This is a genomic window from Serinicoccus kebangsaanensis, from assembly GCF_008919445.1.
Taxonomy (GTDB): domain Bacteria; phylum Actinomycetota; class Actinomycetes; order Actinomycetales; family Dermatophilaceae; genus Ornithinicoccus; species Ornithinicoccus kebangsaanensis.
Genome location: NZ_VSLG01000008.1, coordinates 104545 through 128827, shown reverse-complemented (window position 1 = coordinate 128827; position 24283 = coordinate 104545). Strand labels below are relative to the sequence as shown.

The following is a 24283-nucleotide window of genomic DNA, read 5'->3' as shown; positions in this document are numbered from 1 at the left end:
TCGTCTCAGAGCCGCAGGGCTCGGCTCCGCAGCTCCTCGTACGCCGGCCGGCAGGCCTCGGCGACGGCGGCCTCGTGCTCGCTCAGCTCGACCTCGCGCGGCCGGTAGGGCGCGAAACCGGTCGAGGCCACGACCGCGTCGTACCAGTGCGGCGCCCAGACGCCGTCGGATTCACGCGGGCCCGCAGGCCAGGTCAGCATCCGGTCGGTGAAGTCGATGTCGAGCCAGTCGCACACCCAGCGCAGGTATGCCTCGGGAGCCTGCAGGAAGTCCGCCGCGTCGATGATCGGCGGTGAGCCGAGCAGGTCGAAGAGCTCGGCCTGCTGCAGCAGGCCGATGTCCTCGGGCTGGCACGCCTCGCGGGAGCGCACGTAGGAGAAGACCACCTCGGCCGGGTCCCGGATCAGCAGCACGTTGCGCACCTGCGTCGCCCAGGTGAGGTCGTCACCGTCGAGGTAGTGGTGCGTCATCTGCTTGGAGTAGGACACGGCCGCGTCCGTCGGTGCCAGGAGCTGGCGCGCGACCTCGGCGGGGTCGGTGGGCTGCGAGGCGATGACGTCCTCGCGGCCGGGGTGGTGGATGCCGGTGCGGTGCAGGTATGCCGCGTAGAACGGCTCGTCGAAGACCTCGGTGTCCGGCCGGTTCTCCCAGGAGCGCATCATCGCGGTGGAGATGTTGCGGGGTCCGGACCACATCGCGATCCGGACGGTCCCGGACTGCGTGTCGTCGCCGTTGCCGTCGGTCACCCGGTCAGTCTAGGCATCGGCGCCACCTGGGCAGGAACAGAGCCGCAGGTCAGGCTGGTCCCCGCTCCAGGGTGTCCTGCCAGAGCTCCAGGTCACGCAGCACGGTCTCGGCGACGGCAAGCTCATCCGCCGCCGCGTGGGCGTGCGCCCGGGCCGGACCCTCCGGCAGCTCGGAGATCCACCGCCCGAGGGACCAGCCGGGTTGCCGGGCGATGCTGAGTGGCAGGGCACGTCGTTCGCCGGCGCTCAGAGGGATCTCGGCCGCGGCGTCGTAGCTGCGCAGCCACGCGGCGACGAGACCGACCTGTGGTGGCCCGGGCGGGCCGCTCGCTGGTTCGAGCAGCCAGAACCACGTCGTGAGGGCGAGGTCGTCGACTCGTGGTCTGCGGGCCATGAAGCCGAAGTCGACGACGCCGACCAGCTCGTCCCCTCGGAACAGGACGTTGTCGTCCCAGAAGTCGCCGTGCACCACGTGGACGAGCTGGCCCTGGACCAGCTCGCGCTCCAACCCGTGGACGACGTCGAGGTGGCGCTGCGCGCGGTCGGCGTAGTCGGTCAGCGTGGGATCGGCCCACCGGCGCACCCGGGCGATGCCGGGTGCCACCGCCGCGGGCACGTCGAGCGCGCCGACGTGGTTGGCCTGGTCGACCTGCGAGGCAGCCTGCGGCAGCGGGGCCTGCCGGAGCGCGTCGTGCACGGTCGCGAGTGCCCCGAAGCCGCTCGAGAGCAACGCCGGCGTCTTCATCGGCGTGTCCCATCGCAGCTCGGCCTCCACCTCGGCGATCCGACCGTCGCCCAGCGCCACCGCCATGCTGCCGTCCGCGGCGGGCCGGCCTGTCGCGGTGGGCACACCCGCCCTGGCGACCGCATCCTTGGCCATGCGCATCGCGCGGACCCGGTCCTTGCTGGTGCTGCTCGGGTGGACCCTGGCCACGACCGGTGGGCCGTCCAGCTGCAGGCGCAGGTTGGTCGTCGAGGTGCCACCGAGGTCGGACCAGCCGTGGACCGGCCCCAGGCGGAAGCGCTCGGCCACCTCGGCCGCCAGTTGTTCGGTCACGACCTGCACCACGTCATCGTGGACCCGGATGGTGAAGGTATGCCGTGAGCTCGGCGCCCGCCGGCAGCTCGAAAGCGTCGGTGCCGGAGTCGGTCTCGACGGTCGCGTCGTCCGGCAACGGCTCGAACGTCGGCCCGTCGAGATAGATGGAGGCATAGCTCCGCCCGAGGTCCAGAGCCTCCATCCGCCCGACGTGCAGCCCGACGGAGGCGCCCTGAGAGCGAGCCGCACGCCTGGCCCGCTCGATCATGTCGGGAGAGGAGTCGACGCCGTCGAAGATCTCGCCCTTGAGCAGCGCATACGCGTCGGCGACCAGGCCGGTGTAGAAGTCTGCGGCGTCTGTCATCCCACCATGAGAGCAGCCGGTGGGCGGGCACCGCCACCCTCGCCCGGATCGCCAGGAGCCCGGCCTGAGCGGACAGCGACCGACAGGGAACAATCCCCACCAGCCCGTAGTTGAGCCTGATGAACTCAACTTCGATGAGCCTCGGTTTGACAACGCGCCGCCGCCTTACCAGAGTTGAGTGCAGACGTGTCAACCCACGCGCACGGGGTGCGCAACGACATACCAAGGAGAGCAGTTCATGGGACGTGCAGTCGGTATCGACCTCGGCACCACCAACTCGGCGGTCGCCGTCCTCACCGGTGGCGAGCCGGAGATCATCGCCAACGCCGAGGGTGGGCGCACCACCCCGTCCGTCGTCAGCTTCGCCAAGAACGGCGAGGTGCTCGTGGGTGAGGTCGCCAAGCGGCAGGCCGTCACCAACGTCGACCGGACCGTCCGCTCCGTCAAGCGCCACATGGGCACCGACTGGAGCACCACCATCGACGACAAGAAGTACACCGCGCAGGAGATCAGCGCCCGCACCCTGCAGAAGCTCAAGCGGGACGCCGAGGCATACCTGGGCGAGGAGGTCACCGACGCGGTCGTCACCGTGCCGGCCTACTTCGACGACGCCGAGCGCCAGGCCACCAAGGACGCCGGCGAGATCGCCGGGCTGAACGTCCTGCGCATCGTCAACGAGCCGACCGCGGCCGCGCTCGCCTACGGCCTCGACAAGGGCAAGGAGGACGAGCTGATCCTCGTCTTCGACCTCGGTGGCGGCACCTTCGACGTGTCCCTGCTCGAGGTGGGCAAGGACTCCGACGACGGCTTCGCGACCATCCAGGTCAAGGCCACCCACGGCGACAACAAGCTCGGTGGTGACGACTGGGACCAGCGCATCATCGACCACCTGGTCACCACGGTGAAGAACCAGTCCGGCGTCGACCTGAGCAACGACAAGATCGCGCTGCAGCGCCTCAAGGACGCCGCCGAGCAGGCCAAGAAGGAGCTGTCCTCCGGCACCAGCACCTCGATCAACCTGCAGTACCTGTCGATGGGTGAGAACGGCCCGATCCACCTGGACGAGACGCTCACCCGCGCGCAGTTCGAGCAGATGACCTCCGACCTCCTCGACCGGGTCAAGCAGCCGTTCGAGCAGGTCATCAAGGACGCGGGCATCAACGTCGACCAGATCGACCACGTCGTCCTCGTCGGTGGCTCGACCCGTATGCCGGCCGTCGTGGACGTCGTCAAGAAGATGACCGGCGGCAAGGAGCCCAACAAGGGCGTCAACCCGGACGAGGTCGTCGCCGTCGGCGCCGCCCTGCAGGCCGGCGTCCTCAAGGGCGACCGCAAGGACGTGCTGCTCATCGACGTCACCCCGCTGAGCCTGGGCATCGAGACCCAGGGTGGGATCATGACGCGGCTCATCGAGCGCAACACCGCGATCCCGACCAAGCGGTCCGAGGTCTTCACCACGGCCAGCGACAACCAGCCGTCGGTGGGCATCCAGGTCTACCAGGGTGAGCGGGAGATCGCCGCGCACAACAAGCTGCTCGGCAACTTCGAGCTCACCGGCATCGCCCCGGCCCCCCGCGGCGTGCCGCAGATCGAGGTCACCTTCGACATCGACGCCAACGGCATCGTGCACGTGTCCGCCAAGGACCGCGGCACCGGCAAGGAGCAGTCGATGACGATCTCCGGCGGATCGGCGCTGCCGAAGGAGGAGATCGAGCGGATGATCCAGGACGCCGAGGCGCACGCCGAGGAGGACAAGGCCCGCCGCGAGGAGACCGAGACCCGCAACAGCGCCGAGCAGCTGGTCTACTCGACCGAGAAGTTCCTCACCGACTCCGGCGACCAGGTGCCCGCGGACACCCGGGGCCCGGTCGACGAGGCGCTCACCGCGCTCAAGGACGCCCTCAAGGCGGACAGCGGCGCCAGCCTGGACGACATCAAGGCCAAGATGGAGACCCTCTCCACCGAGAGCCAGAAGATGGGCTCGGCGATGTATGCCGCGCAGGCCGAGGCAGGCGACGCCGGGGCCGGTGCGGGAGCCGGAGCCGGGTTCCCGGGCGGTGACGCCGCTGACGCCGACGCCGGTGCCCAGCAGGGCAGCGACGAGGACGTGGTGGACGCCGAGGTCGTCGACGACGACGAGGACACCAAGTGACCGACCAGCCGCACGGCACCCATCCCGAGGGCGCTCCCGACGAGGAGCGCCCCGGGGCGGGCCCGGTCATCCGGGACAAGCGCCGCATCGACCCGGAGACGGGCAGGCTGCGGCAGACGGAGGAGGGCGCAGAGGCTGTGACCGACCAGAGCAAGGAGCCGGCCGGAGCCCAGGCGGGCGCCGACGCGGAGGTGGCCGACGGCATACCCGAGGAGCTGGCCGGTGGCGACACCGACACCCACCCGGACACCCTCCTGGCCGCCGAGCGGCTGGAGGAGATGCGCCGGATGCAGGCGGAGTTCGTGAACTTCCGCAACCGCACCCAGCGTGAGCGCGAGACCGACCGGGGCCGGGCGACCGGCGCCGTGGTGGAGGCGCTGCTGCCGGTGCTGGACGACGTGCACTCGGCGCGGGAGCACGGCGACCTCACCGAGGGCAGCCCGTTCGCGGCGATCGCCGACAAGCTGGAGCAGGCGCTCGGCCGGTTCGGCGTGGAGCGGGTCGGGAGCGTCGGCGACGTCTTCGACCCCACCGTGCACGAGGCGCTCATGCACCTGCCGGCGGAGCGCTCCCCGGTGGACCTGCCCGAGGGCACCACCGAGATGACCGTGGTCCAGGTGATGCAGCCCGGGTTCAAGATCGGCGAGCAGGTCGTGCGCGCCGCCCGTGTCGCGGTCGCGGACCCGAGCTGAGGGACGCACCCATGCGGCATACCCCGACCGACCGCACGGTCTGCGCACTCCGGCCGCGCGGCCGGTCGACGCAGAGCGTGCGGTCGGTCGCCAGAATGAGCAGCGAAGGAGGAGGTGAGCACCGATGGTGAACCAGGACTGGTTCGAGAAGGACTTCTACGCGATCCTCGGCGTCAGCAAGGACGTGGACGCCAAGGAGCTGAAGAAGACCTACCGCAAGCTGGCGCGGCAGCACCACCCGGACAACAACCCGGGCGACGCCGCGGCGGAGCAGCGGTTCAAGGACATCGGTGAGGCCTACGCGGTGCTCTCCGACGCCGAGCAGCGCAAGCAGTACGACGCCGTGCGCGCCATGGGCGGTGGCGCCCGCTTCACCGCGGGCGCCGGCGGCCCGGGTGGTGCCGGAGGCTTCGAGGACGTCTTCGCCCAGATGTTCGGCGGGTCCGGAGGGGCGCAGAACGTCCGCTTCGGCACCGGCGGCGCGGGCGGCATCGACCTCGAGGACCTGCTCGGTGCCTTCGGCGGTGCCGGCGGCTTCCAGCCGCAGGGCGGCCAGCGATTCCCGGGCGGCTTCCAGCCCGGGGGCTCCGGCGGGTTCTCGGGTCGAGGCTACGGCGGCGGTATGCCCCGCGGCCAGGACGTCGAGGCGTCCACCACGCTGGACTTCCGTGCAGCGGCGGCGGGCGACACCGTCACCCTGTCCACGCCGGACGGCGGCCGGATCACCACGCGCATACCGGCCGGGGTGAAGGACGGGCAGAAGATCCGCCTCAAGGGCAAGGGCATGCCCGCGCCGATGCAGGGCGCCGAGCCGGGCGACATGTATCTCAAGGTCAGCGTCACCCCGCACCCGGTCTTCGGGCGGGACGGAGACAACCTCACGGTCGACCTGCCGGTGACCTTCGCCGAGGCCGCCCTCGGCGCGACCGTCCAGGTGCCGACGCTGGACGGCGGCACCGTCAAGGTCAGGGTCGCGCCGGGCACCCCCTCGGGCCGGGTGCTGCGGGTCAAGGGTCGCGGGATCGAGACCAAGAAGGGCACCGGCGACCTGCTCGCGAAGGTGCAGGTCGTGGTGCCGCAGAAGCTGTCCGACACGGCCAAGGAGGCCGTCGAGGCGCTCCGGGCCGAGGCTGACCGCTCCGACCCGCGCGCCGACCTCATCGAGCGGGCCAGGGCCTGATCGCGATGGTCGACCGTGACACCCCCGTCTACGTGATCTCGGTCGCGGCCGAGCTGGCCGGTATGCACGCGCAGACCCTGCGGCAGTACGACCGCCTCGGGCTGGTGACCCCGTCCCGCACCCGCGGCGGTGGACGGCGCTACTCCTCCCGCGACGTCGACCGGCTCCGTGAGGTGCAGCGGCTCTCCGGCGAGGGGGTCAGCCTGGCCGGCATCCAGCGGATCATGGAGCTGGAGCTCCAGGTCGAGGCCCTCCGCGACCGGGCCGCGCAGCTGCTCGCGGACAACGAGCGGCTCCGGGACCTGGCCGCCCAGGGCGGCCGGGTCTTCGCCGCCGACCTCGGCGGAGAGGTGGTCGCCGTCCGGGCGGGCGAGCGGCCCCGCGGCCGCAGCACCACCGCCCTGGCCCTCTGGCGCCCCCAGGGCTGGCCGCGCGACTGAGCCCCGGGCATACCCGGGACTCCGGCCCCCCACCTCGGACCAACGTCGGCATAGCACAACCTGCATCGGCGAACTTCCCGATGAGGGTTGTGCTACCCCGTGGTCACTCCCGCTGGTGGCGTATGCCTGTCGCCGGCGCGGTGGTCGTCCTCGCTCAGGCTGCGGTCGCCAGGGCGTCCAGCAGCAGGCGGCGGATCCGCTCCGGGTGGGCCAGGTCCGCCCAGACCAGGCGCACGACGACGTAGCCCGCACGTTGCAGCCGCAGCTCGCGGCGCTTCTCGGCGGCGAGGTCCTCCGCGGAGCCATATTTCGCCATCCCGTCGAACTCCACCACCACCTTGGTCCCTGCGAGGAGGAAGTCGACCCGTCCGATGAAGTCGCCCTGCGCGTCGCGGATCACCACCTGGGGGACGGGGGTGAAGCCGAGGCCCAGCAGGAGCAGCCGGGTGCGCGTCTCGCCGGGCGACTCCGTGCGCGCGTCCACGAGCTCGATGCTCCGCTCCAGCACGGCGTGAGCGGGATGGTTGGGCCTGGCCTCGCAGGCTGCCGTGAGCTCGGCCGGTGTGACCATCTCGCGGTGGAGTGCCGCGTCGGCCGCCATGACGGCGGCGTCCCGGCCCAGCTCCTCGGCGACCCCCATGATCACGAAGCGCGGCTCGAGGACCTCGACGCCGTGCCACCACGACGCGGAGGCGCCGACGTAGCCGGTGTGGATCGTGTAGACGTCGTTCTTGCGGTGCTGGCCGGTGCCCATCCGACACCCATGGATCCGTTCGGGCACCACGGGCAGCGGCAGGTCCAACACCAACGCGGCACTGAGGTGGCTGACGGCGACGCCGGGCGGCCAGGTCCGCGCGACCGCCGTGGCCCGCATGATGTGCCGCTCTCGCGGGGACGCCAGGGCGTCGGCCTCGTGGTCGACGAAGGCGGACCTCCCGACGCGCAGCAGGACCTTGTGCCGTTGCAGCAGCGCGATCCGGGCCGTCCCGATGCCGATCCCGCTCAGGTCCGGCGTCGTCACCGCGCCGTGCCCGAGGGCCAGCAGGCGCTGGACCGCGGCGAGCTCGGCGGGCGGGATCGGGATCTCGGGCGTCTGCTGCGGCATACCGTGACTCTGCCCTCCCGGCCACAGCGCCCGCAGATCTTGTCCACAAGCCCCCGCGAACCACGACCAACGTTGGGATAGCACAACCCTCATCGGCGAACTTCCCGATGAGGGTTGTGCTATCCCGTGGTCACTCCGGGAGGAGGGCGGGCGGGTGGCGGGCGTCGGGGGCTACTTCACCTCGCGGCGCGCCACCCGCCAGAGGCCGATGGCCATCGGGACGACGACCCACCAGATGGAGGTGACGCCCAGCTGGGCCCACTGCTCCCCGGTCGGGGCGGCGTCGAGGGCCATGAAGGGGGTCTGCGCGATGGTCTGGTCGATCCACGCGGCCCGCTCGCTGACCCAGCCGACCGTCATCGACACGATGTTGACCAGGACCGGCAGCACGAAGAAGCCGGCGATGGCGAGGGGCACGTTGAGCAGCATCGCGCCGAACGCCACACCCATGAGCACGTAGATCAGCTGCAGCACCACGACCCCGCCGTAGACGTGGCCCGGCAGGCTCAGGTCGACGTCACCGCCGGCGAGCCCCGCCGAGGCCACGTGCGCGAGCCCGGCGAGCACGATGGTCACCGCGACGACCACCAGGCCCAGGAGCACCGCCGCCAGGCTCTTGGCCGCCATGACCCGCAGCCGACGCGGCTCCTGGGTGAAGGTCACCAGCGCGGTGCGCTGGCTCCACTCGGACGCCGCGGTGAGGATCCCCAGCACCGGCAGCAGCACCGCCTGCGGCGTCACCGCGGCCAGCAGCAGGGTGGGGTAGTCGGCGCCGTCCTCCCGGCCGAGCCACATCATCAGCCCCATCGCCAGGGCGGTCACCGCGACGATGACGATCAGCAGCCACCGACCGGCCCGCGTGTCGACCGTCTTGCGCAGCTCGGTCCGCAGCAGCCGGGCGAAGGGCAGGCCCTGACCCAGGTCGGCGTCGTCGAGGTATGCCCGTGCCCGGCCACCCGGGTCCGTCGGGGTCGTCGTGTCCCGCACCTGGTCCGCAGCTCCGGTCGTCGTGCTGAGTTGCGTGGTCATGCCGCCACCTCCCGGGCGTCGTCGGCGGTCAGGGTCAGGAACATCTCCTCCAGGCCGCCGCCGGAGGAGCTGAGGTTGGTGATGACCAGGCCCTCGGCCAGGGCCAGCTCACCGATCTGAGCGGTCCCCGCCTGCGCGGCGAAGCCACCCCGCGGCCGCGCCACGGGGGAGAAGCCGGCCCGGTGCAGGGCCGCGTGCAGGGCCTCCCGGTCGGTCGCGTCGACGACCACCCCGGCGCTGCTGAGCAGCTCCTCCTTGGTGCCCTGCGCCACGATCCGGCCGCGGCCGATGAGCACCAGGTCGTCGGCGACCTGCTCCACCTCGGACAGCAGGTGCGAGCTGAGCAGCACGGTGCCGCCCTCCTGGGCGTAGGACCGCAGCAGCTCCCGCATCCAGTGGATCCCGCCGGGGTCCAGGCCGTTGGCCGGCTCGTCCAGGATGAGCACGCTGGGGTCGCCGATGAGCGCCGCCCCCAGACCGAGGCGCTGGCGCATACCCAGGCTGTAGTTGCCCACCCTGCGCTCCGCCTCGCGCGAGGTCAGACCGATCCGGTCCAGCACCGAGTCGACCTGCCCGCGGCCGGCACCCACGAGGATGGCCGCGAGGCCCAGGACCTCGCGCCCGGTTCGCCCGGCGTGCTGGGCACCGGCGTCGAGCATGACGCCGACGTGGGTGGTGGGGTTGGGCAGGCTGCGGTAGGGGCGGCCCAGGATGTGCGCGGTGCCGGAGGTGGCGGGGGTCAGCCCGCACATCATCCGCATCGCGGTCGACTTGCCGGCGCCGTTGGGGCCGAGGAAGCCGGTGACGCGGCCGGGCCGCGCCGTGAAGGTGATGTCGTCGACGGCGGTGAAGGCGCCGTACCGCTTGGCGAGGTTCTCGATCTGGATCATGTCTCCACGGTGCTGTACCGAGGGTGCCCGCCACATCGGTCGCCGGTCGGTCAGTGCGACGACGTCGGTCTGGTCCGTGCGGGCGTGGGACCGACGAAAGTAGGGGGTGGGGTCGGCCGGTCGGCCGTGGTCCGGCTCGGCGGTCGACGCCTAGGGTGCGGGTATGCCCCCACCCTCGCGCTCGGCGGACCAGGCACCGCTCGTGGCCGGCCGGGCGCCCACCGAGCCGGCGCCGCCGGTCCCGCCGCTGACCCGGTGGCAGCACGCCTGGCGGCTCGGCCTGGTCTGGCTGCTCGGCGCGCTCTTCTGGTTGGTGGTCGTGGGCATCAGCACGTGGAGCCGCGAGGACCCGGCCCCGGTGAGCTCCGCCGATCGGCTGCTCCTGCTCGACCTCGTGGTCGGGCACGTGGTGCTCGTGCTGGTCGCCCTGCGTCGGCGGTGGCCGCTCGGCGTGGCCCTGGCGGCCGCGGCGCTGTGCATCGTCTCCGTGTGGGCGGTGCCCGCGACGCTGCTGGCGGTGATGTCGCTGGCGACGCGCCGACGCGTCTCACCCCTCGTCGGTGTCGTGGCGCTGAACGTGGCCGTCGGGGTCGGGCACGAGGCCTTCGTCGCACCGGTGCTCTTCGCGGGGGACCCGGCCTACCGCTCCGGCCAGGCCCCGTGGATGTACGTCCTCGCGGGTGGGCTCCTGACCGTGCTCATCCTGGTGATCGCCACGCTGGTGGGGTGGAACGTCGGTGCGCGCAGGGAGCTGCTGCAGAGCTCGGTCAGCCGTGCCGAGACGGCCCAGCGGGAGCAGGCGGCCCGGGTGTCCCAGGCGCGGCTGGCCGAGCGGGCCCGGATCGCCCGCGAGATGCACGACGTGATGGGGCACCGGTTGTCCCTGGTCGCCATGCACGCCGGTGCGCTGGCGCACCGCCCCGACCTCAGCGAGGAAGACCGCCGGGCGAGCGCGGAGGTCGTCCGGGACGGTGCGCACCAGGCCCTCCAGGAGCTGAGGGACGTGCTCGGGGTGCTGCGGGCCGACGACGGGGCCGAGGACGAGCACCCCGGCCCGGTGGAGTCACCGCAACCCACGCTGACCGACATCCCCTCGCTGGTGGCCGAGGCGACGAGCAGCGGTCAGGACGTGGCGCTGGACGCCGACCCGGAGCTGTGGGCACGGTCGGTGCACCTGCCGGACCTGGTCGGCAGGCACGCCTACCGCGTGGTGCAGGAGGCCCTGACCAACGCCCGCAAGCACGCCCCCGGGTCGGGGGCCAGGGTGCAGGTCAGCGGCACGGACGGGGAGGGGCTGGACGTCGTGGTCCGCAACCCCGTCGGGGCGACCCTGACCCCCGCGCTCTCCACCGGGCTGGGCCTCACCGGCATGGCCGAGCGGGTGCACCTGGCCGGCGGCCGGTTCGAGGCAGGTGTGGTCGAGCGCGAGTTCGTCGTGCGAGTCTGGCTCCCGTGGCAGACCCAGGGGACGGTATGACGGGGGAGACCGAGGGGCGCCGCACCCGCGTGGTGCTCGTCGACGACGACCCGCTGGTGCGGGCGGGGCTGCGGATGCTGCTCGGTGGCCCCGACGGCGTGGACGTCGTCGCGGAGGGGGAGGACGGCGACCAGGCGGTCGAGCTGGTGGGGAGGCACCGACCGGACGTGCTCCTCATGGACATCCGGATGTCGCGGACGGACGGGCTGACCGCGACCCGCGAGGTGCTGGCCGCCTGGCCGGAGGCCAAGGTGCTGGTCCTGACCACGTTCGACGCCGACGACCTGGTGCTCGGGGCGCTGCGGGCCGGCGCGCGCGGCTTCGTCCTCAAGGACACCCCGCCGGACCGGCTGGTGGCCGCGGTGCACGAGGTGGCCTCCGGCGACCACGCCCTGTCCCCGTCGGTGGCGGCGCTGCTGGTCCGTCAGGTCAGCGGAGGCCCCGCCCCGGACGACCGGGCGGCACGGGCCCGGGCCGCGCTGGGGCAGCTCACCGAGCGCGAGCTCGAGGTCGCCCGGGCGGTGGCCGGCGGCGGCTCCAACGCCGACATCTCGCGGGACCTCTACCTCGGCGTCCCGACGGTCAAGGCGCACGTCTCGAGCATCCTGGCCAAGCTCGGCCTGTCGAACCGGGTGCAGGTCGCGCTGCTCGTGCACGACGCCCGCTCCGACTGAGGCCCTCGGACCTGGTCTCCTGCGGTCCCGGGTGGGCCACGCCGCTCCACCGAGAGGTCGCCGATGATCCGCGAGAGGGTGGAGGAGGAGGCGATCGGAGGAGCAGATGACGATGCGTGCTGCCTGGAGTGCCCTGGCGCTGGCGGGCGGACTGCTGCTCGCCGGGTGCGACGACGCGGAGACGGGACCCACGGACGGCACCGGGGTGAGCTCGCCGCCCACCGACGCTTCCACGACCGATGAGCCGTCGAGAGAAGAGGCTTCGCCGGAAGCCACCACCAGCGAGGAGGCGGCTCCCACGACATCGTCGGCCCCGGCCGCCTCGGACGAGGCAGCACCTTGCGACGCGGAGACCATCGCCCCCGCCGTGGACCGCGAGGAGTTCGTGGTGGAGGTCTGCGCGGGGGACTGGGCCTACGGTTCCACCCCGGCACCGGGGGACACCGCCCTGTTCGTGCGTCGCTCGGCAGGCAGCTGGGAGCGCTACGACCAGCAGCCCAGCACCCGGTGCCGGAGCGAGGCCGAGGAGGACGGCGTCCCGCAGGAGCTGCTGTCCTACTTCCGTGCCTGCGGCGCGGACGACTCGTCTGCCGGCGAAGGGGACCTCGGGGTGGGCGTCTCCATCACCCGACCGGAGTGCGACGGCTCGGGCATCGTCGTGCTCGGGTCCGCCGTCGACCCCACCTCCTACGCCCGCGACGTGGGGGCACTGCTGCGGGAGCACCCGGACGCGTCCTACCTGCGCACCGATCTGGCCTGTCCGTCGCTACGCCAGCAGAGCGAGCAGGGAGACCCCGTGTATGCCGTCTTCCGACCGGCTGGTAACTCTCGGCAGTCCATCTGCGCAGAGGTGCGGGAGGCCGGCGGGGACGCCTACGGCAAGCGGCTGGACACCTCGTCGGACCCGGACACGGTGGTGGACTGCTCGTGACGCCGGCGCCGGGTCACCACTCCCACTGCACGTCGTCACCGAGCGAGTTGGTGTAGCGCACCGTCGCGGAGTCCGGCGGCGCGTCCACCTCGGCCTCGATCGAGATGAGACCCGACGTGCACTGACCCTCCTCCAGCTGCGCCCCGGCCAGGTAGGTGCCTCCCGGGCGCATACCGGCCCGGGTCACCGCATCCGTCCCACCGAGGTCGAAGTCCGAGGAGGGGATCCAGTTCCGCTCGTCGCCGTCCGCTCCGCGCTGCACCGTCTCCCCGCCCCCGCATGCCTCCACCTGCGCGAGCAGCGTCGGATGAGGGTATGCCTCGTCGGTCTCCCAGCGCGCCTCTGAGACCGTGATGGTGGAGCCGTTGCCGAGCCTCACCTGCTGGCCGAGCGGCAGGGTGCTGACCGTGGGCTCCTGGCGGGGAGCGCCGGAGTCGGGCCAGAAGAACATGCTGGCGAAGAAGGCGAGCACCACGGCGAAGAGCACCACGGAGAGGCGACGGTTGCGGATCCGCTGCGTGACGAGGGCGTCGGCGTTCGGCTGGGCCGGCATGGTCATGCGCTGGCCGGGGCCGGTCGCGCCGTCCACGATCGCGCGCAGGGCCTCCGGTCGGCGCAGCGCGGTCCAGGGGATGCCGACGACCCGTCCTTCCTCGTCGATCAGGGACGAGTAGGCCTCGCCCTGGTCGAACCTCCCGGCGAGCCGGGTGAGGTCGAGGGTGGAGGGTTCGACCGGTCCGGTCGGCTGCGGCAGCGGCTCACCCCGGCGGCGGGGGACCTCGGGGAAGAGCTGGTTGACCCAGGTGAGGCGCCGCGGGGTGGACACCAGCCGGGTGGGGGTCGCGGCGAGCTCCAGGTGCGTGTCGCCGCGCCGCTCGTCGAGGATCGGCACCCGGGTGCGGACGGTCGTGGCCTGCCCGCCCGGGTCCGGCACGGGCGCGGGCTCCAGCAGAGGGTATGCCGGGTCCGTCTCGGCCCCGGACGTCCCGACGAGGAGCTGGCCGGCCAGCCGGCCGACGGCGGCACGCACGGTGTCGGTGGTGAGGGCGCCCGCCTCGGCGGCGCGGACGGCGCCGTCGGTGCGCTCGCCGGTGAGCAGGCGGTGCAGGGCGAGCACCGACGGAGCAGGCGGCTGTGCCGCCTGCGTGCGGGTGTGCTCGAGCTGGCGCACGAGCGTCTCCTCGGACAGCTCGGGGTAGGCCGCGAGCGCTTCGCCCGACGCGGCCCGGGCCCGCTGGTGGTCGTACTCGCCCGGGGCCGCCAGGGCTCGCACCGTCACCAGCCGGCTGCCGCCGACCGGGTAGGCGGTGATCGCGAGCTGCTTGGCCGCGCCGGTCATGCTGACGACGCTGCGGTGCAGGGTGCTGGCGAGCAGGTCGATCGCCGTCAGGCCGGTGGCACCGAGGTCGGCCCGGCCGCTGAGCAGGTTGTTCTCGAAGGTCGCGCCGACCGCATGGCCACCGACGTCCCTCCAGTGCAGGCGTGGGACCGCCTCCGACCCGCCGCCGCGGGGCAGCGGGCAGATGACCTCCGGATCGGTGACGAAGCCGACGACAGGGGCCTGGGCCGGGCCGGCTGCCGCCACCGACTCGCGCAGCACGGCGACGTCACCGGTCCACGCCGGGTTGACCTGGGCGGAGAGGCTCGCGGGGCCGAACCCGAACCAGGCTCCGAGCTCCTTGTTCCACCCGGCCCAGGGGTGCTCGTCGCCCGCCGGGAGCTGGCCCTCCGGGACCTCGAGGAGCATCGGGTCGTCGAGGACCGCGACGAGCCGCTGCAGCGCACCGGACACCGCCGACCGGGTGCCGAACATCGACACGGTCGTCTCCAGCAGTCCGACCGTGGACCGTGCCTCCACCTGGACCGTGCCGCGGTCGGTCTCCAGCGGCCGCGACAGCTCACGGCGCAGCAGGAAGGCGATCGCGTCCGCGACGCCGAGGGTGGCGACGCTCTGGTGGGCATAGCCCCGACCGATCACCAGCCCGGCAGCGACAGGGGGCTCCCCGCCACCCTCGGGCGAGGCATAGGCCTCGCCCTCCACCCAGTCGACGTCCCCCACCCGGTGCCATGTCTGCATGGGTGTCGAACCTAGCCGACGTCGTGGCCCGGCCGCTCCCACGCCTCCGTCAGGGAACGGTAAGGACTCCGGGCAGCGCGAGCGCATACCCTCCCGGTGTGAGCACGGTGCTGGTCGTCGAGGACGAGGCGACGGTGCGGGAGGTGGTCTGCGCCTACCTGCACCGTGCCGGGCTGCCCACGCACGAGGCGAGCGACGGGCTGGTGGCGGTGCGCGCGTTCCCCGACCTGCGCCCCGCCGCCGTCGTGCTCGACCTGATGATCCCGGGGATCGACGGTTTCGAGGTGCTCCGGCGGATCCGGGCCGTGGACCCGAACGTCCCCGTCCTCATGCTGACCGCCCGGGCGAGCGAGCAGGAGCGGATCGCCGGGTTGGAGGTCGGTGCCGACGACTACGTGACCAAGCCCTTCAGCGCCCGTGAGCTGGTGCTGCGTGTGCAGGCGCTGCTGCGGCGCGCCCACGGACTCCCGGCCGGCGCCGAGCCGCCGGCCGGCACCGTGCGCGACGGGGACCTGGTGGTCGATCGGGGTGCCCGGCGGGCCGTGCTGGGCGGCTCGGAGCTGTCGTTGACCAGCCGCGAGTTCGACCTGCTGGTGCACCTGATGACCCACCCCGGCGTCGTGCTCGACCGCGACGACCTGCTGCGCGAGGTGTGGGGATGGGAGGTCGGGGACCGGTCCACCGTCACCGTGCACGTGCGCCGGCTGCGGGAGAAGGTGGAGTCCGACCCCTCGCGCCCGACGCGGCTGTCCACGGTCTGGGGCCAGGGATACCGCTGGGACCGGGCGACCCAGGAGGCCGACGATGAGGCCTGAGCTGGAGGCGATCACCCTCGCGGCCGGGACGGCGGGTGCGGTGGGGCTCGTGGGCGCCGGGGTGACCTTGCTCGTCGCGCGCCGGTCGCCGGCGGCCGCGACCCTGCTCGGGCCGGTGGTGGGCGTCGCCAGCATCGCGGCCGGGGTCGTCGTCACCACCCGGGCGATGTTCCTCTCCGAGCACGACTCGGCCCTGATCTCCCTGGTCCTGCTCGCCGCCGCCCCGGTCGCGCTCGCCATCGGCGTGCTGCTCTTCCGCAGCGTCCGCCGGCTCGACCGGCGGGCCCAGCAGCGGCTGGCCGACGAGCAGCGCGAGCTCGCCCTGGCCCGCAGCCGGCAGGAGATGGTGACGTGGGCCTCGCACGACCTGCGCACGCCGCTGTCCGCCATCCGGGTGATGGCCGAGGCGCTCGAGGACGGGGTGGCCGCGGACCCCGACGACTACCACCGGCGGCTGCGGTCCGAGGCCGACCGGATGACCGGCATGGTGGACGACCTGCTGGAGATGTCGCGCATCCGCTCCGGTCCCGGAGGAGGTGAGGCGGCACACCTCGACCTGGCCGAGCTCACCGACGGGGTGGTCGCCGGCCAGCAGCCGGTGGCCGAGGAGGGTGGGGTGCGCGTGCGGCTGGACGCCTCGGGTCCGGTGCCCGTCGACGGCGTGGCCGCACAGCTGGAGCGCGTCGTCGCCAACGTCGTCAGCAACGCCGTGCGGGAGACGCCCTCGGGCCGCGAGGTGGTCGTCGCCGTCGGTGAGCGGGACGGCCTGGCCCGGCTCACCGTCGACGACACCTGCGGCGGTCTGCGCCCCGAGGACCTGGAGCGGGTCTTCGAGCCCGGCTGGCGCGGCGGGACCGCGCGCACCGCGGCCTCCGGGACGGGAGCCGGTGTCGGGCTGACCATCGCGCGCGCCCTCGTCGAGGAGGCCGGCGGGTCGATCGACCTGCGCAACCACGGTCCCGGGTGCCGGGTCACGGTGCAGCTGCCGACGGCGTACGACCCACCACCCGGCCGATGAGCCCGGGAGCGACGCACGCCCCTCCTGGCCGCCGAGGCCGGGAGGGGCGTGCGTCGTGCCGACGGCGATCCGTCAGACGTCGTAGCGGTCCAGCTCCATCACCTTGACCCACGCGGCGACGAAGTCGCGGACGAACTTCTCCTCGTTGCCGGCGCTGGCATACACCTCCGCGACGGCGCGGAGCTCGGAGTTGCTGCTGAAGACCAGGTCGGCGCGGGTGGCCGTCCACGACTGGCCCGCCGGTCCGGTGCCCTCGAAGCGCTCGCCGTCGTCGACGCTGCGCCACGAGGTGCTGACGTCGAGCAGGTTCCTGAAGACCTCGGTGGAGAGCACACCCACCTGGTCGGTCAGCACGCCGGCGGTCGATCCGGCGGTGTTGGCGCCCAGCGCGCGCAGACCGCCGACCAGCACGGTCATCTCCGGTGCGGACAGCCCGAGCAGGTTGGCCTTGTCGACCAGGAGGTTCTCCGCCGGGAGCCGGTTGTCCCGGCGCTCGTAGTTGCGGAAGCCGTCGGCCCGGGGCTCCAGCCAGGCGAAGGACTCGACGTCGGTCTGCTCCTGGGTGGCGTCACCACGGCCTGGGGTGAACGGCGTCTCGACCGGCACACCCGCGGATGCGGCCGCCTGCTCCACCCCGACGTTGCCGGCGAGGACCACCAGGTCGGCGAAGGACAGGTTGGTCCGGCCCTGGATCTCCTCCAGCGCGGCGAGGACCGGCGCCAGCTCCTCCGGGTCGTTGACCTCCCACGACCGCTGCGGTTCCAAGCGGATCCGGCCGCCGTTGGCCCCGCCGCGCTTGTCGCTCGTGCGGTGGCTGGCGGCCGCGGCCCACGCCGTCTTGACCAGCTGCTGGACGGTCAGCCCGGAGTCGGCGATGGCCTCCTTCGCGCTGGCCACGTCAGCCTCGGTGGTGCCCAGCTCGTTGGCGGGGATCGGGTCCTGCCAGAGCAGCTCCTCGTCCGGCACCTCCGGCCCGAGGTAGCGGTCGACCGGGCCCATGTCACGGTGGGTCAGCTTGAACCAGGCTCGGGCGAAGGCGTCGGCGAACGCCTCCGGGTCCTCGTGGAAGCGCCGCGAGATCTTCTCGAACTCGGGGTCCAACCGGAGCGACAGGTCGGTCGTCAGCATGGTGGGCAGGTGCAACTTGTCCGGGTCGGCGGCGTCGGGCACGATCGCCTCGGCGTCCTTGGCGACGTACTGCGACGCGCCGGCCGGGCTCTGGCTGAGCTCCCACTCGTGGCCGAAGAGGATGTCGAAGAAGCGGTTGCTCCACTCGGTGGGCCGGTCGGTCCAGGTGACCTCGAGGCCGCTGGTGATCGTGTCCGTCCCATGGCCGGTCCCGTGGCTGTTGACCCAGCCCAGGCCACCGTGCTCCATCGGAGCGCCCTCCGGCTCGGCGCCGACGTGCGCCTCCGGGTCTGCTGCCCCGTGGGTCTTCCCGAAGGTATGCCCACCCGCGATGAGCGCGACCGTCTCCTCGTCGTTCATCGCCATCCGGCTGAACGTGTCGCGGATGTCCTTGGCGGCCGCGATCGGATCGGGGTTGCCGTTCGGTCCTTCCGGGTTGACGTAGATCAGCCCCATCTGGACGGCTGCGAGGGGACCCTGCAGGTCACGCTCGCCGGAGTAGCGCTCGTCACCGAGCCACTCGGTCTCCGGCCCCCAGTAGACGTCGTCGTCCGGTTCCCAGGCATCCACGCGGCCGCCCGCGAAGCCGAACGTCTTGAAGCCCATCGACTCGAGGGAGACGTTGCCGGTGAGGATCATCAGGTCCGCCCAGGACAGCGCGTTGCCGTACTTGCTCTTGACCGGCCAGAGCAGCCGCCGGGCCTTGTCCAGGTTGCCGTTGTCCGGCCAGGAGTTGAGCGGGGCGAAGCGCTGCTGGCCGGTGCCGCCACCGCCACGTCCGTCCTGCACCCGGTAGGTGCCGGCGCTGTGCCAGGCCATCCGGATCATCAGCGGGCCGTAGTGGCCGAAGTCGGCGGGCCACCAGTCCTGGGAGGTGGTGAGGATCTCTCGGATGTCCGCCTTGACGGCGTCCAGGTCCAGGCGGTTGAACGCCTCGGCGTAGTCGAAGTCCGCACCGAGGGGGCTGCGCACCGGCTGGTCCTTGGCCAGGATCTTCAGGTTGAGGCGGGTGGGCCACCACTCCCGGTTCGCGTCGCCCTGGGTCGGGTGGGCGCGGCCGCCATGGGCCACCGGGCACTGCCCCGTGGTCTCCTCGGCGTTCATCTCGGCGAGCTGGGCGTGATCGTCGGGCGTCATGCACTGTCCTTTCGCTGGGTTGAGGATGATCCCGCGACGGGTTTGCCGTCGGGAGCGTCGGTGGGGCCGTGCTCGCGGCAGGCGGCGCAGGTGCCCCAGAAGATGACCTCGGCCTCCTCGAGGAGGAAGCCGTCGGTCGCCGGGGAGCTCCCCGGGGTGAGGCAGGGCGCGTGGCCGACCGGGCAGTCGACGTCGGCCACCGCGCCGCAGCTGCGGCAGACGACGTGGTGGTGGTTGTCGCCGACCCGCAGCTCGTAGCGGGCGAGCGACCCGGCGGGCTGGATGCGACGCGTGATGCCCGCGTCCGTCAGCGCGGCGAGGCAGTCGTAGATCGCCTGGTGCGAGACGTTCGGCAGGTCCCGGCGGACCAGCGCGATGACGGTCGCCGTCTCGGCGTGCGGCGCGGTGGCGAGGACGCTCAGCACCGCCAGGCGCGGCTTGGTCAGCCGCAGACCGGCGGCCCTGAGCCGCTCCGGTGCCGAGACGTCCATGCCCCCACCCTCGCTGCTGATCTGGAACGTGTCAAGAAAAGGACTGGCCGCTGTCATGGTGGCGCCGCCCGCTCAGAGCTCCGGGATGAAGCCGGAGTCCAGCTCCCACGGGGCGACCGGCGAGTGCTCGAGGATCCACGCCTGCAGGTCACGGTCCCAGCCCAGGCCGACCACGAGACCGACGAGGACGAAGACCAGGCCGAGGCTGCGCTGCAGCCAGCCGCGGGGGTCGGCCGCCCAGCCCAGCCGCCGGACGAGCGACTGGCCGGCGATCGCGACGGCCAGCAGGGTGCCCCCGAGACCGAGGCAGTATGCCGTGAGCAGGGCCAGCCCGTAGCCGGGCTCGGCGGGGAGCACCGTCACCACGACGTAGGCATACAACGGGCTGCAGGAGGAGAAGACCGGGCCGAGGGCGGCGCCGGTGAGGACCTGGCCGACCACCCCCTCACGCCGACGCGCCGAGCGCAGGCCCGCCTGGCTGCGCGAGGCGAGCCGCAGGGCGGCGCTGGCGCGCTCCCACGCGGCCGGGAGGAGCATCGCCGCGCCCAGGGCGAGCAGGATCCCTCCGGAGAGCCAGCGCCAGACCCCCGGTGGCACCCCGATGAGGGCCGTGGTGCCCTTGAGCAGGAGGGTGAAGGCGGCGACCGACAGGCTCAGCGAGCCGGCCACCACGACCGCGCGCCGGCGCTGGGCGGCCGGGGAGGCGTCGCTGGCCAGCGAGCCGCCGACGATGACCGGCAGCAGCGGGAGCACGCACGGAGCGAGCGTGGTCAGGACGCCCGCCACCAGAGCGCCCAGCAGCGCCAGCAACTCAGGAGCCCTCGGTCTGAGCCAGGATCTCCTCGCCGGTGGTGACGCCGGTCCAGGTGCCGAGCTCCGCGCCCTCGGCGTCGACCTGGACGAAGGTGTGCTGCTGGGTCACGCCATAGGTCTGCCGCAGGTCGGTCATGGTGTCGTAGTCGACCTTGACGACGGTGAGGCCCTCGGGCACACCGTCCGTCGTGAGGCTCTCGTCGGTGGCGCGGCAGTCCGGGCACCAGTCGGCGTGGAAGAAGAGCACGACGGGCTGCCCGTCCTGGTGGTAGGCGGCGGGGTCCGCGGCATAGGCGCCGTGGTCGACGTAGCCGCTCATCGGCATCGCCTGCTCGCCCTCCTCATCCATCTCCTCGCCCTCGTCCATGTCGTCCTCGGAGGTCATGTCGTCGTCCATGTCTTCTGAGGCCATGTCGTCGTCCATGTCTTCTGAGGCCATGTCGTCGTCCGTGTCCTCGGAGGCCATCTCGTCGTCCATCTCCTCGGAGGCCATGTCTTCGGAGGTCGACGCCGGGGAGGCCTCGTCGCCCGACCCGGCATCGGTGCTGCCGCAGGAGGCCAGCACCAGGGCGGTGGCGAGCGCGGCGATCGTGGTCACTGGGGTGCGTGTCATGGCTCCAGCCTGCTCGGGGCCGGCGGGGAACGGTGTTGCCGATTCCTTACGGGTGTCGCAGGCTTTCGGTCATGACCGCGCCGCTCTCGTATGCCGACGTCGAGGCGGCCGCGGCCGTGATCGCCGGCGTCGCCCACCGGACCCCCGTCCTCACCTCCCGGCGGCTGGACGAGGAGGTCGGCGCGAGCGTGCTGCTCAAGGCCGAGCACCTCCAGCGGGTGGGCGCCTTCAAGTTCCGTGGGGCCTACACGGCGCTCTCCGCCCTCGACGCCGCGAGCAGACGGGCCGGCGTCGTGGCCTACTCCTCGGGCAACCACGCGCAGGCGGTCGCGCTCGCGGCCCGGGAGCTGGGCATACCCGCCACCATCGTCATGCCGCACGACGCCCCGCAGCTCAAGGTCGAGGCGACCCAGGGCTACGGGGCGCGGGTGGTCCGCTACGACCGCTACACCCAGGACCGGGAGCAGATCGGTGCCGACCTGGCCGCGGAGTCCGGGGCGACGGTGGTCCCGCCCTACGACCATCCGCACGTCATCGCCGGTCAGGGCACCGCGGTCAAGGAGCTCGTCGAGGACGCCGGGCCGCTCGACGTGCTCGTGACCCCGCTCGGCGGCGGAGGTCTGTTGTCCGGGTCGATCCTGGCCGCGCGCGAGCTCTCGCCGGGTGTCCGGATCTACGGCGTCGAGCCGGCCGCCGGGGACGACGCCCGCCGATCCCTGCAGGAGGGTCGGATCGTCCACATCGAGACGCCGGTCACCATCGCCGACGGGGCGCAGACGCAGCATCTGGGCGAGCTGACCTTCCCGATCCTGGCGTCGGGGGTGGAGGAGGTCGTGACCGCGACCGACGCCGAGCTGGTGCAGGCGATGCGTCTGGTGGCCGGCACGCTGAAGCAGGTGGTGGAGCCGACCGGGGTGCTCGGGCTGGCCGGTCTGCGCAGCGGCGCGGTCCCGGTCCGCCCGGGGGAGCGCGTCGGCGTGGTGCTCACCGGGGGCAACGTGGACGTCCGGCGGTATGCCGAGCTCCTGGGTGAGTAAAACAAGTAAAACTCACCGAGGCTGGTATAACAGATGAAACAGCCCGCTGACCCGAGGAGGAAATGACCGGTGACGAGGCGCGGCAACCCCTTCCGCCCCAGCTTCGGCGCCAGCCCACGCGTCGTGGTCGGGCGCGGTGACCTGCTGGACGAGTTCGACGTCGCGCTCGACGAGGGCCCGGGCTCGCCGATGCGGTCCATCCTGGTCAGCGGTGCCCGGGGGATGGGCAAGACCGTCGTGCTCAACGAGCTGGAGGAGCGCGCCCGGACACGCGGCTGGCACGTGCTGCGGCTGCCCGAGGGTCCGGGGCTCCTGGCCGAGCTGGAGCGCACGCTCCTGCCCGCCCGGCTGGCCGAGCACGACCCCGGGGCCGAGCAGCGCCGGGTGACCGGCGCCGGGATCGGCCCCGTGGGATCGGTGTCGACCGAGATCTCGCAGACCTATCCCGCCAGCCAGAGCGTGGGCAGCATGCTGGAGCGCCTGACCGAGATCGCCGAGTCGCACGGCACCGGCGTGCTGCTGACCCTCGACGAGGTGCAGGCCGCACCGATCGACGACGTGGCCCGGCTCGCGTCGGCATACCAGCACCTGCTGCGCGACGAGCGGGAGGTCGCCTTCGTCGGGGCCGGGCTGCCGGTGGGCATCGGCACGCTGCTCGACCAGCAGGGGTCCACCTTCCTGCGGCGGGCCGAGCGGGTCGACCTCACCCCGCTGCGCCACGACGAGGTCCGGGACGCCGCCGTCCGGACGGTGCGCGAGGCGGGGCGGGTGATCAGCCCCGAGGGCGCGGAGCGGCTGAGCGAGATCGCCCACGGCTACCCCTACCTGCTGCAGCTCGTCGGCTACCAGGCCTGGCGCGCCGCCGGAGACGACGAGGTCATCACCGCCACCGACGTCGGGACCACGCTGCCCCTCGTGGTGGACCGGATGAGCCGGCTGGTCCACACGCCCGCACTGCGCCAGGTGCCGCAGGGCCAGCTCGACTACCTGCGGGCGATGGCGGCCGACGACGGACCCTCCTCGACCGGCGAGGTCGCGGCGCGGCTCGGCGTCAGCAAGCAGCACGGCAACGTGGTCCGGAGCCGACTCATCGACCGGGAGCTGATCGCTCCCGCCGGGCACGGCCTGGTGGACGTCGCGCTCCCCTACCTGCGCGAGCACCTGAGGCGCGGGTGAGCGCCACGACCGAGCGGATCCGCATACCGTCCGAGGTCTGGATCCTCGTCGGCGCCTCCTTCGTCATCGCCGTCGGCTTCGGGCTGGTCTCGCCCGTGCTGCCGGGCTTCGCGCGGTCCTTCGACGTGGGGGCCACGGCCGCCACCATCGTCGTCTCCGCCTTCGCCTTCTGCCGGCTCGTCTTCGCGCCCGCGGGCGGCCGGCTCGTGCAGCGGCTGGGCGAGCGGCCGGTCTACCTCACCGGGCTGCTCGTCGTCGCCGCCTCGTCGCTGGCCACCGCGTTCGCGCAGAGCTACTGGCAGCTGCTCGTCTTCCGCGGGCTGGGTGGCCTGGGGTCGACGATGTTCACCATCTCCGCGATCGCGCTGCTGGTGCGGCTCGCGCCGCCGGGCATCCGCGGTCGCGTGTCCTCGCTGTGGGGCAGCGCGTTCATCATCGGCAGCATGGTGGGGCCGGTCATCGGCGGCCTCCTCGCCGGGTGGGGGATGCGCCTGCCCTTCGTCGTGTATGCCGTCGCCCTGGTCGTCGCCGCGCTCGTCGTGGGCGTCGGGCTCGGGGGAGCGCGGCTGCGGCCGCCACCGGGGGAGGCCGACCGCCCCGTCCTGACGGTGCGGGAGGCGCTGGGGAACCCGGCATACCGTGCCGTGCTGGCGTGCGGGGTGGCGAACGGGTGGGCCAACCTCGGCGTCCGGATGGCGGTGATCCCGCTGCTGGCCGCCGCGGTGCGCGACGAGACGTGGGTGGCCGGCGCGACGCTGACGACCGCGGCGCTGGGCACGGCGATCACGCTGCAGGTCACCGGGCGGTTCTCCGACCGGGTCGGCCGCCGACCGCTCATCATCGCCGGGATGATCATCTCCGGCCTGGCGCTCGGAGGCCTCGGGCTGAGCCTGCTGCCCGGGCTGGGGGCGACCACGTCACTGCTGGTCCTGCTGGTGCTGAGCTTCGTCTCCGGCATCGGCGCCGGCTTCGTCAACCCGTCGGAGCAGGCCGCGCTGGCGGACATCGTCGGGCAGGAGCGCAACGGCGGCACCGTGCTGTCCACCTACCAGATGGTCACCGACGCCGGGGTGATCGTCGGGCCGGTGCTGACCGGCCTGGTGGTCGACCTCGTCGGCTTCGGGACGGCCCTCGCGGTGACCGGGGTGGTGTGCGTCCTGGGTGGGCTGGTCTGGCTCCGCGCCCCCGAGACCCTCGCCCGAGCGGCGTCTCCCGCACCGTCTGCCCCCTCCCCTCCGGAAGTGACCACGGGATAGCAC

23 protein-coding genes are annotated in these 24283 nt (G+C 72.8%); 12 read left to right on the top strand and 11 right to left on the bottom strand.

Translation table 11 applies throughout. The annotated features are described in order from the left end of the window. Window positions 1–5: 5 nt before the first annotated feature. The 3 genes from FXF60_RS10255 to FXF60_RS16530 are packed head-to-tail and all read right to left on the bottom strand — an operon-like array spanning window position 6 to window position 2149. Window positions 6–746, bottom strand: coding sequence for a sulfotransferase-like domain-containing protein (locus FXF60_RS10255; protein ID WP_202879608.1), 741 nt, complete (start codon window positions 744–746; stop codon window positions 6–8). Between the two features lie 49 nt (window positions 747–795). After that, window positions 796–1803, bottom strand: a complete 1008-nt coding sequence (locus tag FXF60_RS10250; RefSeq protein ID WP_202879607.1) for a phosphotransferase — start codon at window positions 1801–1803, stop codon at window positions 796–798. 13 nt (window positions 1804–1816) lie between these two features. Further along, entirely contained in the window at window positions 1817–2149 is a 333-nt protein-coding gene (locus FXF60_RS16530; protein WP_192796685.1) for a class I SAM-dependent methyltransferase, read from the bottom strand. A 238-nt stretch (window positions 2150–2387) separates the two neighbouring features. Between FXF60_RS16530 and dnaK the strand changes: the two genes are divergently transcribed. The 4 genes from dnaK (at window position 2388) to FXF60_RS10230 (ending at window position 6613) form a co-directional block, all read left to right on the top strand. Next, window positions 2388–4301 carry a molecular chaperone DnaK gene (dnaK, locus tag FXF60_RS10245; RefSeq protein ID WP_151525875.1) on the top strand — a complete coding sequence of 638 codons (1914 nt, stop codon included), beginning with the start codon at window positions 2388–2390 and terminating at the stop codon, window positions 4299–4301. After that, window positions 4298–4993 carry a nucleotide exchange factor GrpE gene (locus tag FXF60_RS10240; RefSeq protein WP_151525874.1) on the top strand — a complete coding sequence of 232 codons (696 nt, stop codon included), beginning with the start codon at window positions 4298–4300 and terminating at the stop codon, window positions 4991–4993. The genes dnaK and FXF60_RS10240 overlap by 4 nt, the downstream gene beginning before the upstream one ends. A gap of 124 nt (window positions 4994–5117) precedes the next feature. Next, window positions 5118–6173 (top strand): DnaJ C-terminal domain-containing protein, encoded by a 1056-nt coding sequence (locus tag FXF60_RS10235; protein ID WP_151525873.1) that lies wholly within the window; start codon window positions 5118–5120, stop codon window positions 6171–6173. A gap of 5 nt (window positions 6174–6178) precedes the next feature. Continuing rightward, a complete protein-coding gene (locus FXF60_RS10230; RefSeq protein WP_151525872.1) occupies window positions 6179–6613 on the top strand; it encodes a heat shock protein transcriptional repressor HspR in 435 nt (144 codons plus the stop codon). Window positions 6614–6767: 154 nt separating this feature from the next. On the opposite strand, the gene FXF60_RS10225 is transcribed toward FXF60_RS10230, so the two are convergent. The 3 genes from FXF60_RS10225 to FXF60_RS10215 form a co-directional block, all read right to left on the bottom strand. Then, complete coding sequence (locus FXF60_RS10225; protein ID WP_151525871.1) at window positions 6768–7718, bottom strand: DUF559 domain-containing protein; 951 nt, start codon at window positions 7716–7718, stop codon at window positions 6768–6770. A gap of 171 nt (window positions 7719–7889) precedes the next feature. Beyond that, a complete protein-coding gene (locus tag FXF60_RS10220) occupies window positions 7890–8747 on the bottom strand; it encodes an ABC transporter permease (protein WP_238335805.1) in 858 nt (285 codons plus the stop codon). Next, a complete protein-coding gene (locus FXF60_RS10215; protein WP_151525870.1) occupies window positions 8744–9637 on the bottom strand; it encodes an ABC transporter ATP-binding protein in 894 nt (297 codons plus the stop codon). The genes FXF60_RS10220 and FXF60_RS10215 overlap by 4 nt, the downstream gene beginning before the upstream one ends. A gap of 163 nt (window positions 9638–9800) precedes the next feature. Between FXF60_RS10215 and FXF60_RS10210 the strand changes: the two genes are divergently transcribed. The 3 genes from FXF60_RS10210 (at window position 9801) to FXF60_RS10200 (ending at window position 12719) form a co-directional block, all read left to right on the top strand. Next, on the top strand, window positions 9801–11114 hold the full coding sequence (locus FXF60_RS10210) for a sensor histidine kinase (protein ID WP_151525869.1): 1314 nt from the start codon (window positions 9801–9803) through the stop codon (window positions 11112–11114). Continuing rightward, window positions 11111–11788, top strand: a complete 678-nt coding sequence (locus FXF60_RS10205; protein WP_151525868.1) for a response regulator transcription factor — start codon at window positions 11111–11113, stop codon at window positions 11786–11788. The genes FXF60_RS10210 and FXF60_RS10205 overlap by 4 nt, the downstream gene beginning before the upstream one ends. 112 nt (window positions 11789–11900) lie before the next feature. After that, window positions 11901–12719: a hypothetical protein gene (locus FXF60_RS10200; protein ID WP_151525867.1), complete on the top strand. Its 819-nt coding sequence runs from the start codon at window positions 11901–11903 to the stop codon at window positions 12717–12719. A gap of 13 nt (window positions 12720–12732) precedes the next feature. On the opposite strand, the gene FXF60_RS10195 is transcribed toward FXF60_RS10200, so the two are convergent. Beyond that, entirely contained in the window at window positions 12733–14796 is a 2064-nt protein-coding gene (locus FXF60_RS10195) for a hypothetical protein (protein ID WP_151525866.1), read from the bottom strand. A 98-nt stretch (window positions 14797–14894) separates the two neighbouring features. Here FXF60_RS10195 and FXF60_RS10190 point away from each other — a divergent pair, with 98 nt between their 5' ends. Together FXF60_RS10190 and FXF60_RS10185 are read left to right on the top strand one after the other, a co-directional pair. Next, the gene (locus FXF60_RS10190) at window positions 14895–15611 is read left to right on the top strand and encodes a response regulator transcription factor (RefSeq protein ID WP_151525865.1); all 717 of its coding nucleotides are present in this window, start codon (window positions 14895–14897) and stop codon (window positions 15609–15611) included. Then, window positions 15601–16629, top strand: a complete 1029-nt coding sequence (locus tag FXF60_RS10185; RefSeq protein ID WP_151525864.1) for a sensor histidine kinase — start codon at window positions 15601–15603, stop codon at window positions 16627–16629. The genes FXF60_RS10190 and FXF60_RS10185 overlap by 11 nt, the downstream gene beginning before the upstream one ends. A gap of 72 nt (window positions 16630–16701) precedes the next feature. On the opposite strand, the gene katG is transcribed toward FXF60_RS10185, so the two are convergent. The 4 genes from katG to FXF60_RS10165 all read right to left on the bottom strand — a co-directional run bounded on the left by katG (window position 16702) and on the right by FXF60_RS10165 (window position 20811). Then, window positions 16702–18894: a catalase/peroxidase HPI gene (gene katG / locus FXF60_RS10180; RefSeq protein ID WP_151525863.1), complete on the bottom strand. Its 2193-nt coding sequence runs from the start codon at window positions 18892–18894 to the stop codon at window positions 16702–16704. Then, window positions 18891–19385: a Fur family transcriptional regulator gene (locus FXF60_RS10175; protein ID WP_151525862.1), complete on the bottom strand. Its 495-nt coding sequence runs from the start codon at window positions 19383–19385 to the stop codon at window positions 18891–18893. Before FXF60_RS10175 ends, katG begins: the two co-directional genes overlap by 4 nt. Window positions 19386–19457: 72 nt before the next feature. Further along, window positions 19458–20195, bottom strand: coding sequence for a cytochrome c biogenesis CcdA family protein (locus FXF60_RS10170; protein ID WP_151525861.1), 738 nt, complete (start codon window positions 20193–20195; stop codon window positions 19458–19460). A 1-nt stretch (window position 20196) separates the two neighbouring features. Beyond that, window positions 20197–20811 carry a thioredoxin family protein gene (locus tag FXF60_RS10165; protein WP_238335804.1) on the bottom strand — a complete coding sequence of 205 codons (615 nt, stop codon included), beginning with the start codon at window positions 20809–20811 and terminating at the stop codon, window positions 20197–20199. 71 nt (window positions 20812–20882) lie between these two features. Here FXF60_RS10165 and FXF60_RS10160 point away from each other — a divergent pair, with 71 nt between their 5' ends. The 3 genes from FXF60_RS10160 (at window position 20883) to FXF60_RS10150 (ending at window position 24280) form a co-directional block, all read left to right on the top strand. Further along, window positions 20883–21848, top strand: a complete 966-nt coding sequence (locus tag FXF60_RS10160) for a threo-3-hydroxy-L-aspartate ammonia-lyase (RefSeq protein WP_151525860.1) — start codon at window positions 20883–20885, stop codon at window positions 21846–21848. A gap of 69 nt (window positions 21849–21917) precedes the next feature. After that, window positions 21918–23024, top strand: a complete 1107-nt coding sequence (locus tag FXF60_RS10155; RefSeq protein ID WP_151525859.1) for an ATP-binding protein — start codon at window positions 21918–21920, stop codon at window positions 23022–23024. After that, the gene (locus FXF60_RS10150) at window positions 23021–24280 is read left to right on the top strand and encodes an MFS transporter (RefSeq protein ID WP_151525858.1); all 1260 of its coding nucleotides are present in this window, start codon (window positions 23021–23023) and stop codon (window positions 24278–24280) included. Before FXF60_RS10155 ends, FXF60_RS10150 begins: the two co-directional genes overlap by 4 nt. Window positions 24281–24283: the final 3 nt, after the last annotated feature.

What these genes read in the sequence shown, in the direction of transcription:
- FXF60_RS10175 (WP_151525862.1), bottom strand. Translation starts at nt 19,385, where the DNA reads ATGGACGTCTCGGCACCGGAGCGGCTCAGGGCCGCCGGTCTGCGGCTG.
- FXF60_RS16530 (WP_192796685.1), bottom strand. Translation starts at nt 2,149, where the DNA reads ATGACAGACGCCGCAGACTTCTACACCGGCCTGGTCGCCGACGCGTAT.
- FXF60_RS10165 (WP_238335804.1), bottom strand. Translation starts at nt 20,811, where the DNA reads ATGACACGCACCCCAGTGACCACGATCGCCGCGCTCGCCACCGCCCTG.
- FXF60_RS10235 (WP_151525873.1), top strand. Translation starts at nt 5,118, where the DNA reads ATGGTGAACCAGGACTGGTTCGAGAAGGACTTCTACGCGATCCTCGGC.
- FXF60_RS10205 (WP_151525868.1), top strand. Translation starts at nt 11,111, where the DNA reads ATGACGGGGGAGACCGAGGGGCGCCGCACCCGCGTGGTGCTCGTCGAC.
- FXF60_RS10215 (WP_151525870.1), bottom strand. Translation starts at nt 9,637, where the DNA reads ATGATCCAGATCGAGAACCTCGCCAAGCGGTACGGCGCCTTCACCGCC.
- FXF60_RS10220 (WP_238335805.1), bottom strand. Translation starts at nt 8,747, where the DNA reads ATGACCACGCAACTCAGCACGACGACCGGAGCTGCGGACCAGGTGCGG.
- dnaK (WP_151525875.1), top strand. Translation starts at nt 2,388, where the DNA reads ATGGGACGTGCAGTCGGTATCGACCTCGGCACCACCAACTCGGCGGTC.
- katG (WP_151525863.1), bottom strand. Translation starts at nt 18,894, where the DNA reads ATGACGCCCGACGATCACGCCCAGCTCGCCGAGATGAACGCCGAGGAG.
- FXF60_RS10225 (WP_151525871.1), bottom strand. Translation starts at nt 7,718, where the DNA reads ATGCCGCAGCAGACGCCCGAGATCCCGATCCCGCCCGCCGAGCTCGCC.
- FXF60_RS10230 (WP_151525872.1), top strand. Translation starts at nt 6,179, where the DNA reads ATGGTCGACCGTGACACCCCCGTCTACGTGATCTCGGTCGCGGCCGAG.
- FXF60_RS10160 (WP_151525860.1), top strand. Translation starts at nt 20,883, where the DNA reads ATGACCGCGCCGCTCTCGTATGCCGACGTCGAGGCGGCCGCGGCCGTG.
- FXF60_RS10185 (WP_151525864.1), top strand. Translation starts at nt 15,601, where the DNA reads ATGAGGCCTGAGCTGGAGGCGATCACCCTCGCGGCCGGGACGGCGGGT.
- FXF60_RS10195 (WP_151525866.1), bottom strand. Translation starts at nt 14,796, where the DNA reads ATGCAGACATGGCACCGGGTGGGGGACGTCGACTGGGTGGAGGGCGAG.
- FXF60_RS10210 (WP_151525869.1), top strand. Translation starts at nt 9,801, where the DNA reads ATGCCCCCACCCTCGCGCTCGGCGGACCAGGCACCGCTCGTGGCCGGC.
- FXF60_RS10200 (WP_151525867.1), top strand. Translation starts at nt 11,901, where the DNA reads ATGCGTGCTGCCTGGAGTGCCCTGGCGCTGGCGGGCGGACTGCTGCTC.